This window comes from Ramlibacter albus (assembly GCF_014297445.1).
In the GTDB taxonomy this organism is placed as follows: domain Bacteria; phylum Pseudomonadota; class Gammaproteobacteria; order Burkholderiales; family Burkholderiaceae_C; genus Ramlibacter; species Ramlibacter albus.
The window spans coordinates 135013-147421 of sequence record NZ_JACORU010000010.1 but is presented as its reverse complement, the minus strand read 5'-3'; the positions used below and the strand labels follow the sequence as shown (position 1 = coordinate 147421).

General features: G+C 67.3%; 11 protein-coding genes. 7 read left to right on the top strand and 4 right to left on the bottom strand.

Annotation, left to right across the window (positions count from 1 at the left end; genetic code table 11):
- The first annotated feature begins 34 nt into the window (after positions 1-34).
- From H8R02_RS23050 to H8R02_RS23040, 3 genes are read left to right on the top strand one after another with little or no spacing between them, the layout of a single operon-like run.
- Positions 35-1186: a Fic family protein gene (locus H8R02_RS23050; RefSeq protein WP_187083849.1), complete on the top strand. Its 1152-nt coding sequence runs from the start codon at positions 35-37 to the stop codon at positions 1184-1186.
- Between the two features lie 47 nt (positions 1187-1233).
- Positions 1234-3081, top strand: coding sequence for a DAHL domain-containing protein (locus H8R02_RS23045; RefSeq protein ID WP_187083848.1), 1848 nt, complete (start codon positions 1234-1236; stop codon positions 3079-3081).
- Entirely contained in the window at positions 3074-4984 is a 1911-nt protein-coding gene (locus tag H8R02_RS23040) for a protein kinase domain-containing protein (protein ID WP_187083847.1), read from the top strand. The genes H8R02_RS23045 and H8R02_RS23040 overlap by 8 nt, the downstream gene beginning before the upstream one ends.
- Here the strand turns inward: H8R02_RS23040 and H8R02_RS23035 are convergent.
- Positions 4981-5715: a DNA-formamidopyrimidine glycosylase family protein gene (locus H8R02_RS23035; protein WP_187083846.1), complete on the bottom strand. Its 735-nt coding sequence runs from the start codon at positions 5713-5715 to the stop codon at positions 4981-4983. The two genes, H8R02_RS23040 and H8R02_RS23035, sit on opposite strands and share 4 nt — an antisense overlap.
- A gap of 44 nt (positions 5716-5759) precedes the next feature.
- Between H8R02_RS23035 and H8R02_RS23030 the strand changes: the two genes are divergently transcribed.
- The 4 genes from H8R02_RS23030 to H8R02_RS23015 are packed head-to-tail and all read left to right on the top strand — an operon-like array spanning position 5760 to position 9576.
- On the top strand, positions 5760-6827 hold the full coding sequence (locus H8R02_RS23030) for an aldo/keto reductase (protein WP_187083845.1): 1068 nt from the start codon (positions 5760-5762) through the stop codon (positions 6825-6827).
- Positions 6827-7318: a Cys-tRNA(Pro) deacylase gene (gene ybaK, locus H8R02_RS30520; RefSeq protein ID WP_187083844.1), complete on the top strand. Its 492-nt coding sequence runs from the start codon at positions 6827-6829 to the stop codon at positions 7316-7318. The genes H8R02_RS23030 and ybaK overlap by 1 nt, the downstream gene beginning before the upstream one ends.
- Before the next feature lie 5 nt (positions 7319-7323).
- Positions 7324-7956: a glycerol-3-phosphate 1-O-acyltransferase PlsY gene (gene plsY, locus H8R02_RS30515; protein ID WP_187083843.1), complete on the top strand. Its 633-nt coding sequence runs from the start codon at positions 7324-7326 to the stop codon at positions 7954-7956.
- A gap of 27 nt (positions 7957-7983) precedes the next feature.
- Positions 7984-9576 (top strand): 4-hydroxyphenylacetate 3-hydroxylase family protein, encoded by a 1593-nt coding sequence (locus H8R02_RS23015; protein WP_187083842.1) that lies wholly within the window; start codon positions 7984-7986, stop codon positions 9574-9576.
- Here H8R02_RS23015 and H8R02_RS23010 read toward each other — a convergent pair whose 3' ends face one another.
- The 3 genes from H8R02_RS23010 to H8R02_RS23000 all read right to left on the bottom strand — a co-directional run bounded on the left by H8R02_RS23010 (position 9577) and on the right by H8R02_RS23000 (position 12376).
- The gene (locus H8R02_RS23010) at positions 9577-11166 is read right to left on the bottom strand and encodes an MFS transporter (protein WP_187083841.1); all 1590 of its coding nucleotides are present in this window, start codon (positions 11164-11166) and stop codon (positions 9577-9579) included. It abuts the gene before it with no gap.
- An 83-nt stretch (positions 11167-11249) separates the two neighbouring features.
- Complete coding sequence (locus H8R02_RS23005; RefSeq protein ID WP_187083840.1) at positions 11250-11888, bottom strand: retropepsin-like aspartic protease family protein; 639 nt, start codon at positions 11886-11888, stop codon at positions 11250-11252.
- Positions 11889-11890: 2 nt separating this feature from the next.
- Positions 11891-12376 carry a YajQ family cyclic di-GMP-binding protein gene (locus H8R02_RS23000; RefSeq protein WP_187083839.1) on the bottom strand — a complete coding sequence of 162 codons (486 nt, stop codon included), beginning with the start codon at positions 12374-12376 and terminating at the stop codon, positions 11891-11893.
- Between the last annotated feature and the right edge of the window lie 33 nt (positions 12377-12409).

The window sequence follows — 12409 nt, the reverse complement described above, 5'->3', positions numbered from 1 at the left end:
GAAAAGGAAAAGTCCTTAAAATTCAAGGACTTCCATGGATTCTTTCTCGTCAGACTTGGCCGAGTTGCTGGCCGGCGCGGGGCCGGCGGGCCTGGCGGCCGACGAACTCGCACGCCGCTCGCCGCAGGTCAGCCGCTCCACATTGAATCGCCGCCTGGCTGGTCTCGTGAGGAGCGGTGTCGTTCGCGTCACGGGCGCGGGCCGTTCGACGCGCTACGTTTCTGCCTCGCCGCTGACTCGCGCCGACATCGACGCATGGTTCGCCACGCCGCCGCACCTGCGGCCCCTCGCGGTCTTCAAGGAAGAACTGCTGCAGCCGGAGCCGAACATCGCCCCCGACAAGGCGCAGCGCTGCGAGGCGATCCAGGCCATCGCCAACAAGGTCGACAAGCGCTTCCTCACGAACTTCCTCGTCGATTTCTCGTGGGGCTCCTCGCTGCTCGAAGGCAGCAGCTATTCGGCGCTCGATACGCAAGCGCTGATCGAATACGGCCAGAAGAACAACGAGAAGCCGACGGCCGACGCCGTGCTCGTGCTCGATCACAAGACGGCCGTCGAGTACCTCTGGAAGCACCGCGAACTCAGCGCGCAGAACGTGTGCGCCATGCATGCGCTCCTGACGCACGACCACGGCTTGCCGGACGTGGCGGACTCGGACCACTTCCTGCCGGAACACCAGCGCGGCAAGCCCCGGGAATACGAAGAGGTGAACCTTGGCTCCTCGGCGTACCTGCCACCGTTTCGTCCCGGCACGGGTTTCGCCAGGCAAGCATTGGATCGGATCATCGAACAGGCGCGCGCGCTGCATCCTGTCGAGGCCGCGCTGTACCTCATGACGCGCATCCCCTACGTGCAGGTGTTCGCCAACGGCAACAAGCGTGCATCGCGGCTTGCCGCCAACGCGGCACTGATGTCGGGCGGCCTGCTGCCGTTTTCGTTCGCCGACGTGGACAAGGCGGAGTACATCCGCGGGATGGCGGCGTTCTACGAACTGGGGAGCACGCTCGTGATCGAGCAGACCTTCATCCATGGCTACGTGCGCTCCGTGATCCGCGGCAGCGACATCCCCGTGCGCATGCGCACGCGCGGATTCGACGTCGAAGGTGTCGCGACCGAGCTGGTGGACTTCATCAACACAGGCCGCAAGCCGCAGGGCGAGCGGGCCCGCATCTTCCTTCGCGTGTAAGAAATTCCGGGGCTGCGCGACCCACCCGTCAAAGGATGGGCCTCGCCATGAAGCTGCTGCGTACGTCCGCCATTGCCGCCGGGGCCGTCGTCCTGGTGGGGGCGCTGTGGTTCCTCTATTCGCGAACGCAGGGTGCGGACTTCGCGCTGCAGAACCGCGTGGTCGCGGACCTGCGCGAGCTGGAAGCGCTCGACGCCGAATGGACGGTCGACGCGCTGCGGGCCAAGACGGGCATCGACCGCAAGTACGCGACGGGGCAGTCGCCGGCGGAGCGCGTGGTGCAGGCGGGCCAGCAGCTGGCGCCTCGCGTTTCGCAAGCCGCCGGCAACGAGGCCGCCGGGAAATTCGACGAAGCACGCAAGGTATTCGCGCAGAAGGCAGAGCTCGCCCGCCGCTTCGCCGAACAGAACCGCGTGCTGCGCGAATCGCTGCTCTTCGTCACCGACGAGAGCGCCGACCTGCTGGCGCTGCTGCGCGTCCAGCAACGCGAGGCGATGCAGGGCAAGGCGGCGCGCGGCGACGGCGTGGAGCGCCTCTCGGAGCTGGGCGTGCGCATCAACGAGCTGCTGACCGAGACGCTCAAGTACAACCTGCTCACCGAAGGCGGCGCGCTCAAGCGCATCGAGTCCAACCTCGGCGACCTGTCCGCGCTTCTGCCGCAATATCCCGCGCACGTCGCCGGGCCGGTGCAGCAACTGATCGAGAAGTTCCACGGCGTGCAGCGGATCAAGGCCGTGGAGGACCAGCTGCTCGGCGAAATCGCCGCCCTGCCCACCAAGCAGCGCATCGCGGACACCGAGCGTGCCGTCGAGGCGCAGCGCAAGCAGGTGCTCGAATCGACCGATTTCTACCGCAGCCTGCTCATTGCCTACTCCGCATCGCTGCTGGCGCTGGTCGGCTGGTTCGCGTGGCGGCTGGTGCACAGCTACCGTCTCATCCAGCACAAGAACGCGGAGCTCGCGCAGGCCAACGACATGCTCGAACACCGCGTCGAGGAGCGCACGATGGAACTGAAGGACGCGCTGGACCACCTGAAGGAGTCCGAAGCGGCGCTGATCCAGTCCGAGAAGATGTCCTCGCTCGGCCAGATGATCGCGGGCGTGGCGCACGAGATCAACACGCCGCTCGCGTACGTGCGCAACGGGCTGCAGGTGCTCGACGAGCAGGTGCCCGCGAGCGCGGGGCTCGCGGAGGAGACGCGTCACCTGCTGGACCTGCTGGCCAGCGGGGACGCACCCGAAGGCGAAGTGTCGGCGCAGTACGCGCGGGTCGCGGAGCTTTGCACGGTTGCCTCGGAAGGCCACACGGTGGAGGAACTCGCGGGCGTCATCAAGGACGGTATCTACGGCATCGAACAGATCAGCGAAATCGTCACCAACCTCAAGAACTTCAGCCGGCTGGACCGCAGCAAGGTGGCGCACTTCAACCTGAACGACGGGCTGGAAAGCACGCTCGTCATCGCGAAGAACGTGGTGAAGATGAAGAAGATCGAGAAGCGCTACGCCCGCGAGGCCTTCGTCACGGGCTCCCCCTCGCAGATCAACCAGGTGTTCCTCAACCTCATCACCAATGCGGCGCAGGCGACCGGTGCGGACGGCGTGATCACGTTGACCACTCGCGTCGAAGGCGCACGCGCGGTCGTGCAGGTGGCCGACAACGGCAGCGGCATCCCGCCGGACGTGCTGCCCAAGATCTTCGACCCGTTCTTCACCACCAAGAAGATCGGCGAGGGCACGGGGCTGGGCCTGTCGATCGCGTACAAGATCATCGGCGAGCACGGCGGCACCATCGGCGTGGATTCGAAGGTGGGTGTCGGCACGACGTTCACGATCTCGCTCCCCGTCGAAGTGATGCGCGAGCAAGAGGCCGCGAACGAGGAGGTGGCCCATGCCTGAAGCCGTCACCCAGATCGGGAAGTACCGCGTGGAGCGCGAGCTCGGCCGCGGCGGCATGGGCGTGGTGTACGCCGCGATGGACCCCGTGATCGAGCGGCGCGTCGCGCTCAAGACGATTTCGCGCAGCCTGCTGGAGGCGAGTGAGGCCGAGGCGATGCTCGCCCGCTTCAAGCGCGAGGCGCAGGCGGCGGGGCGGCTCACACATCCCGGCATCGTGGCCGTCTACGACTACGGCGAAGAGGGCGACCTCGCGTACATCGCGATGGAGCTGGTCTCCGGCCGCGGCCTGCAGGAGCTGATGCGCGCCGGCGAGCCGATGGACCCGCAGCACGTGCGCCCCATCGCGGCGCAATTGCTCGCGGCGCTGCACTTCGCGCATGGCCTCGGCGTCGTGCATCGCGACATCAAGCCGTCGAACGTGATGATCACCGACGACCAGCGCCTGAAGGTGTGCGATTTTGGCATCGCGCAGCTGGAGTCGTCGCGGCTCACGCAAGTGGGCACCGTGCTCGGCACGCCCAGCTACATGTCGCCCGAGCAGATCCAGGGCCTTGCGACGGACCGGCGCTCGGACGTGTTCTCCGCGGCGGTGCTGCTGTACCAGCTGCTCACCGGCCGCAAGCCGTTCGCGGGCGACACGGTGCCGCAGCTCGTTCACGCGGTGCTGCATGGCGAGCTTGCACCACCGACGACGGTCAACCCGGCGCTCGACGTTGCGTTCGACGCGGTGATGAAGATGGCATTGGCCCGCCACCCGAACGACCGGTTCGACAGCGCGAACGACTTCGCTCGGGCGCTGGAGTGCGCGTTCGCGGGCGAGGCGTGGAACCCGGGCTACGAAACGACCGTGCAGATCGGCGGCGTGGCACCCTTTGCGGCGACGCAAGCGATCGCGGCGAGCGAGGCGCCCACGCGCACGCTTCGCAAGATCGACTTCACTTCCGTGCGCAGACCTGCGGGCGCCACGCAAGTCGGCACCGCCACCGCCGCCGACAAGCCGCGCGTGCTGTTCGTCGACGACGAGGAGCGCATCCTGTCGGCGCTCAAGCTGCTCTTCCGCCAACAGTACGACGTGCATGTCACGACGGAAGGCGCGATCGCGCTGCAGATGATGCAGCAGCACCACTTCCACGTGATCGTCAGCGACCAGCGCATGCCCACGATGACGGGCACCGAGCTGCTCTCGAAGGCGCGCGTCGCGTCGCCCAACACCGTGCGCATCCTGCTCACCGGCTATTCGGACCTCGCCGCGATCGTCGGTTCCGTCAACGAGGGCGAGGTCTACCGCTTCGCGAGCAAGCCGTGGAACACCAACGAGCTGCGCGACCTGCTGGCCGAAGCCGCCGTCATCGGCCAGACGCTGGAGCATGCGCCACCGCCCGCGGCTACCGACGCGCGGCCCGAAGAAGCGATCCTGGTGCTTGACGAAGATCGCGAGGTGTACCTCGCCGCGCGCGACGTGCTCGGCCGCTCGTACCGCGTGCTGCACGCCACCGACCTGGCCGGCGCGTTGCAAAGCCTTCGCGACGAGAAGGTGGCGGTGCTCGTCGCCGACATCGAGACGCAGGCGCAAAGCCACACCACCTTCTTCAAGCTGCTCAAGCAGGAGCATCCCGAGATCGTGACGGTGGCGATGACGTCGGCGTCCGACTCCGAAGTGGTCATCGAGCTGATCAACCAGGCGCGCATCTTCCGCTTCCTGAACAAGCCCGTGAAGCTGCCCACGCTGCAGTCGCACGTGGAAGCGGCGATGGCGCAGTACCAGCGGCAGAAGGCGCAGCCGCAGCTGCTCAGGCACCAGCAGGTGGAGGCGAAGGCCCGCAAGGTGCAGCACGACGAGGGCAGCGTGGGCGGGTTCATCCTCGGCTCGTTGCGCGCCCTGCGGCGCCGCCTCGCCGCCTAGTAGCGGACCTGGCAGTTCTCGCAGAAGAAGCTGCGGCGGTTGGTCAGGCCCAGGTGCGCCTTCTTCAGTGGGATCTTGCACCTCGGGCACGTGCGCTTGGTGTGCGCCAGCCAGTGCTTCTTCAGCACGAACTGCTTTTTCCACTCGTAGAAGTCGAAGCTGTATTGGCGCGCCTGCTTCACCAGCTCGCGCAGCTTCGCGGCCGGCATCGCGCCGACGGTGGAACAGGGATGCACCCGGATGCGGAACAGCACCTCGTTCTTGATGATGTTGCCGACGCCGGCGAAGATGTCCTGGTCGAGCAGCGCGTCGCAGGCGAGCATGTCGGGCCGCGCACGCAAGCGCTTCAAGGCCTGCTTCGGGTCCCACGCATCCGACATCACGTCCGCGGACCAGTCGTACAGCAGGTCCAGCGGCACCTCGACGAAGCGCACCGAGCAGGCGTAGAGATTGAGCTCGCCGTTCGCAAAGGCCAGGGACAGACGCGGCACCGCCCACGACTTGCGCTCGTCGATGCGGTAGCTGCCGAACAGCATGAAGTGCACGCGCAGCGAGAAGTCGACGTCCAGCTCGATGAGGAAATGCTTGCCCCAGCTGCGCAGCTGCTCCACCTTGTGCCCGAGCAGCCTTTCCTTTTCGATCGTCGTGTTGCCCTCGACCCGTTCGATGCGCTGCCCGGCGAACTTCGCGGCCTGTTCCCGGAGGATGACGATGGAAGGGCCTTCCGGCATGGCTAAGATGCTGCCCTCAACCACGCGAACAGCCTGTCAGCCAGATGCGAAACATCCAGCTCGGCCGCTCCGACCTGCAGGTCACGCCCATCTGCCTGGGCACCATGACCTTCGGCGAGCAGGTCGCCGAACCCGACGCCCATGCCATCCTCGACCGCGCCATCGCGCGCGGCATCAATTTCATCGACACGGCCGAGATGTACTCGGTGCCGGCCCGCAAGGAGACGTTCGGCGCCACCGAAACCATCATCGGCAACTGGCTCACGGCGCGGCCCGGCATGCGCCAGAAGATCGTGCTGGCGACCAAGGTCGCCGGCCCCTCGCGCGGCATGCCGTGGGTGCGCTCCGGCAGCGGCATGACGGGCGCGGACATCATCGCGTCCTGCGAAGGGTCGCTGCGCCGGCTGAAGACGGACGCGATCGACCTGTACCAGATCCACTGGCCCGAGCGCAATGTGCCGATGTTCGGCGCGCTTTACTTCGACCCGGCGAAGGACAAGCCGGACTCCACGCCCATCCTCGAGCAGCTCGAGGCGATGGGCCGGCTCGTGAAGGAGGGCAAGATCCGCTGGATCGGCCTGTCGAACGAGACGCCGTACGGATTGCACGAATTCGTGCGGATCGCGGAACAGCACGGCTTGCCGCGCGTGGTGACGGTGCAGAACCCGTACTGCCTCGTCAGCCGCGGCCACGTGGAGAACGGCCTGGACGAGACGATGCATCGGCTCGGCGTGTCGCTGCTCGCTTATTCGCCGCTGGCCTTCGGGCTGCTCACCGGCAAGTACGACGTGACCGGCCTCGACGGGCCGAAGACCGACCGCCGCACGCGCCTCGGCCAGTTCCAGTCGGTCCGCGACGGGCGATGGGGTCGTGCCGATGCGCTCTCAGTTGCGAAGCACTACAACAACCTCGCGCGCAAGCTGGGCATGACGCCCACGCAGATGGCGCTGGCCTTCTGCTACACCAAGTGGCAGGTGGCGAGCACGATCATCGGCGTGACCTCGCTGGCGCAGCTCGAAGAGGACATCGACGCGTGGGGAACGGGTCTCTCCGCGGATGTCCTCGCCGAAATCGACAAGCTCCGCTGGGACATGCGCGACCCCGCCCACTGATGGCGAAGAAGGACCACGTCAGCGAAACCCCCGCCACGGCGATGCTCAAGGCGGCGGGCGTCGCCTACACCGAGCACCCGTACGAGTACCTCGAACATGGCGGCGCGCAGCACAGCGCCGAGGTGCTGGGCTTCGACCCGTTCACCGTGGTCAAGACCTTGATCATGGAAGACGAGAAGGCGAGGCCCCTCGTCGTGCTGATGCACGGCAACCGCACCGTCTCGACCAAGAACCTCGCGCGCCAGATCGGCGCCAAGTCCGTGCAGCCCTGCAAGCCCGAAGTGGCCAACCGCCACAGCGGCTACCTCGTGGGCGGCACTTCGCCCTTCGGCACACGCAAGCAGATGCCCGTGTACGTCGAGGAGACGATCCTCGCGCTGCCGAAGATCGCCATCAACGGCGGACGCCGCGGCTACCTCGTCGGCATCGAGCCGCAGGTTTGCGTGCAGCTGCTCGGCGCCAAGCCCGTGAACTGCGCGCTGGCAGAATAGCGCCCGTGCAAGCGTTCTACCCCTTCCTCGCAGTGCTCGCGGCCTACCTGGTGGGCTCGCTCGCCTTCGCGGTCATCGTGAGCAAGGCCATGGGCCTGGCCGACCCGCGCACCTTCGGCAGCAAGAACCCCGGCGCCACCAACGTGCTGCGCTCCGGCAGCAAGGCTGCGGCCGTCGTCACGCTGCTGCTCGATGCGCTCAAGGGCTTCGTGCCGGTGCTGCTCGTCAAGCTGTACGGCCCCTCGTTCGGGCTGGGCGAACGCACGCTGGCCATGGTGGCGCTCGCCGCTTTCCTGGGGCACCTCTACCCTGTGTACTTCCGCTTCAAGGGTGGCAAGGGCGTGGCCACGTTCATCGGCGTGGTGTTCGGCATCGACTGGCTGCTGGGCGTGGCCACCGGCGTGACGTGGATCATCATCGCCTTCTTCTTCCGCTACTCGTCGCTCGCCTCGCTGGTGTCGGCGGTGTTCGCGCCGGTGTTCTACGTCATCGCGAGCGGCCCGAAGTGGTACGCCGAAACCGTCGTGGCGGGTGCGCTGTTCGTGATGGCGCTGCTGCTCGCGTGGCGGCACCGCGAGAACATCGGGCGGCTGCTGCAAGGCAAGGAGTCGAAGCTGGGGAGCAAGGCGAAAGCGTAGACTGCGTCTCCATCAAAGGAGACAGGCATGAACGCTCCCGCCGCCACCTCGCTGCTGATGTCCGGCGAGGAGTTCCGCGAATCGCTGCACCGGTATAAGCCGAATGTCTTTGTGGACGGCCGAAAGGTCGAGTCGGTGGCCGACGAGCCCGCCTTCCGGCCCGGCATCAATGCGATTGCGCTCACCTACGACTACGCGCTGAAGGACGAGTACGCGCCGCTGATGACCGCGGTACAACAAACCAGCGGCAAGCGCGTCAACCGCCTCACGCACATCGACACGTCGGCGGGCGACCTGCTCAACAAACTGGAGGCGGTGCGGCTCGTGTGCCAGGAGACGGGCTGCGCGCAACGCTACCTCACGCACGACGCGCTCAACGCGCTCGGGCAGGTCTGCGCGCGCATCGACGACGCGAAGGGCACGCGCGAACACACGGCCCGCTTCCTCGACTACCTGCACCGCGTGCAGGACCAGGACCTGACGCTCGGCGTCGCGATGACGGACGCAAAGGGCGACCGCAGCAAGCGCCCGCACGAGCAGGCCAACATCGACAGCTACGTGCACGTCGTGGAGCGCAACGCGAAGGGCATCGTCATTTCCGGCGCGAAGGCGATCGTGACGAGCGCGCCGTACGTGCACGAGCTGCTGGTCATGCCCTGCCGCAACATGGACGAGGCGGATGCCGACTTCGCGGTCTGCTGCGCCGTGCCGGTCGACGCGCCCGGCCTCACGATCGTCGCGCGCCCCGCCGGCCGGCCCGGCGAGAAGCTGGAGCACGGCGATGCGCTGTTCTCGCGCAAGTACGGCCAGAGCACCGGCACCTGTTTGTTCGACAAGGTGTTCGTGCCTTGGGAGAACGTGTTCTACGCCGGCGAGTGGGAGCACAGCCACCACCTCACCTACAGCTACGCCACGCACCACCGCCACACCTGCATCGGCGCGCGCGCGGGCTTCGGTGACCTGCTGATCGGTGCCGGTGCCCTGATGTGCGAGGCGAACGGCTTCGACCCCGGGCGCGAGACGCACCTGCGCGAGCAGATGGTGGAGCTGATCAAGATCACCGAAGGCTTCTATGCGTGCGGCGTCGCGGCCAGCGTGTACGGCAAGGCGGACGAGCACAGCCACACGTTCATGCCGGATGCGGTGTTCTCCAACATCGGCAAGCTGCTGCTGGCCACGCAGATCTACGACATGCATCGCATCGCGCACTACGTGAGCGGCGGGCTGGTCGTGACGCTTCCGGGGCCGGACGAGGACCACAACCCCGAGACCGGGGCACGCCTCTCCGAAGTGCTGCGCGCCAACCCGAACGTGCCTTACGAGCAGCGCATCCAGACTGCGCGCTTCATCGAGGACCTGACGGCCGGCTACCAGGGCGGCTGGTACAGCATGATCAGCCTGCACGGCGGCGGCTCGCCTGCCGCGATGAAGCAGGAGATCTGGCGCAACTACCCGGTGGGCAACAAGGTTGAGCTGGTGGAACGCCTGCTGGAGCGCGGTGTCGCCGAGGACCCGAAGCGCCCGATCACGCAGCACCGGCAGCCGGGCAAGTGCTGCGACATGGGGTGCACGGCCCCGGGGCAACCGGTGATGGTGCCCATGCCGAAGGGCCGCGCGTAGCTATTCGCGCTCGACCAGGAAGCGCGTCACCACCGGCGGCTCCTCGCCGATGTGGAAGGCCAGCTTCGCATCGCGGATCTTCACGTCCTCCGCGCTCACACGGTCGAAGCGGCGCAGGTGCTCCGTCCACGACTCGTCGACGATCTGCTCCACATAACGCGAGGGCTCGTACAGGTCGTGCAGCAGCTGCCAGTCCAGCGCGCCCTGCCGCATGCGGCTGCGGCGGCTCTGCTGCATCAGCGCCACGAATTCCCCGGCGCGTGCCGGGTCGATGCGGTATTCGATGGTGACCTGGATGCGCCCCTCGCGTGGCGGCGCCTGCATCTCGGGCACCTTGAACACCCGCGAAGGCGTGATGTCCTCCAGCATGCCGCGGTCCACCACCACGCGCTGCGCGAGCGCCATCAGCACCACCGACGACACCGCGGAGATGCCCAGGCTCTCGTGGATGTTGGTCCACGTCGCGATCTGCCCCCACAGCGCCGCGCCGGCCGCGGTGGAGCCCATCAGCGCCATCTGGTAGATCGACATGCCACGGGCGCGCACCCAGTCGGGCAGCGCCATCTGCGCGGCGACCGTGAGCGAGTTCGCCACCGTGATCCACGCCGCGCCGGACAGCGCCATTGCCGGCGCGGCCACGTAGATGTTCGGCGCGAACGCCACGACGATGGCGCAGACCGACTGGATGGCCGTGCCCAGCAGCACGCGCGGCTGCAAGGGCAGCGACTGGCGGATGTACGGCATGGTGATCGCCGCGATGATGGCGCCCACGCCCATCGACGCCAGCAGCACGGTGAAGGTGCCGGCCTGCCCGCCGGGCATGCTCCTGGCCACCAGCGGCAGCAGCGCCATCAGTGCGGTCGAGTGCAGGAAGAACAGCGAGATGCGCACGAGGATCGCGCGCATGCGGCTGGACTGCCACACGTACTGCAGCCCTACGCGCATCGCGCTGGTGAGGCGTTCGCGGCCCAAGGGGCTTTCGTGGTGCTCGCGCCGCCACTGCATCACGATCACGCCGGCAATGACCGAGAGCACCGCGTTGAGCACGAACACCCAGGCACTGCCGACGCTCGCGATCACGGCGCCCGCCACCAGCGGCCCGACGATGCGCGAGGCATTCATGGCCACGCCGTTGAGCGCCAGCGCCTGCGGCAAGTGGTGCCGCGGCACGATCTCCGGGATGATCGCCGCGAACACCGGCCAGCGCAGCGCGAGTCCGATGCCGTTCGCAAACGTCAGGGCGAGCAGCAGCGGCGCGGTGATCCAACCCGCCATGATCACGACGCACAGCACGACGGCCACGCCGGCCACCCAGAACTGCGTCATCATGAAATAGCGCTTGCGGTCCAGGATGTCCGCCCATGCGCCGCTGGGCAGGCCCAGCACGAATACCGGCAGCGTCGACGCGGTCTGCACCAGCGCCACCCACAGCGGCGACGGGCCGAGCGACGTCATCAGCCATGCGGCCGCCACGTCGTTCATCCACATCGTGGTGTTGGCGGCCAGCCACGTGAGCCACAGGATCCGGAAGACCGGTGACTTCAGCGGGCCGAAGGAGGTTTGCTTTTCAGCGGGGGCGGCAGCGGCCATCAGCTGCCGCCGGGCCGCCCCAAGGCGGCTGAAGCCCCCTCGGGGGGCAGCGAACCTCGCGAAGCGGGGAGCGTGGGGGCCATTTAGTAACGGCGCTCCAGCACCATCTGGTCGTTCGTGCGCTGCATCTGGAACCGGTTCAGGAAGGAGTTGCCCAGCAGCACGTACGGCATCGGCTGCTGCGACACGAGGGCCTCGATGTCGTAGACCTCCACGTCGCCGATGCGCACCGAGGACAGCTTGATCACGTACGCGGGCGCCGTGCCGTTGGCCGTGTTCATCTGCACGACGCGGCCATCCTTGTAGTTGATGCCCAGCCGGTCGGCCTCCGGCGCGCCGATGCCGACCGACGTGGCGCCGGTGTCCACCATGAACTTGGTGGCCTTGCCGTTGATGGCGCCCTGCGCCATGAAATGCCCGCCGCGGTCCACCGGCAGCACGATCTTGTTGCCGCGGGCCGCGCCACCCCCGCCGCCCCAGCTCGCGGGGGCGTCGCCCACGCGCAAGGTGTGGCGCTTGCCCTCGATCTCCACGACGGCCGTGTCGCTGCTGGTGGAGATCAGCTTCACCCCCTGGTGCGACTCGCCGGGGCCCACCAGCTTGGGCGTGGTGCCGTCGACGATCAGCAGCGCCTTGGTGCCGAGCGTGCCTTGCAGCGCGACGGAGCTCGCACCGGCGCCACTGCAAAGGAGCAGGGCCGCCAGCGCGAGGTGGGCTTTCATGGTCAGTCCCGGAAGTTGGAGAAGGAAAGCGGCAGGTCCGCCATCTCCTTGCGCACGATCGCCATCGCGGCCTGCAGGTCGTCCCGCTTGGCGCCGGTGACGCGCACCGCGTCGCCCTGGATGGAGGCCTGCACCTTCAGCTTGCTCTCCTTGATGAGCTTCTGGATCTTCTTGGCCGCATCGCTCTCGATCCCGCTGCGCACCTTCACGACCTGCTTGACCTTGTCGCCGCCGACCTTCTGCACGTCGCCCGCGTCGAGGAAGCGCACGTCGACGCTGCGCTTGGCGAGCTTGCCCACCAGGATGTCCATCACCTGCTGCAGCTGGAAATCGGCGTCGCCGTAAAGCGTGATTTCCTTCTCCTTGACCTCGATGGCGGCCGAAGTGCCCTTGAAGTCGAAACGCGTGCCGATCTCCTTGGCGGCGTTCTCCACGGCGTTCTTCACTTCGACCATGTTGGGTTCGCAGACGGTATCAAATGACGGCATTGGCTGACTTCGGGGCTCACCGGCCCGCGCCTC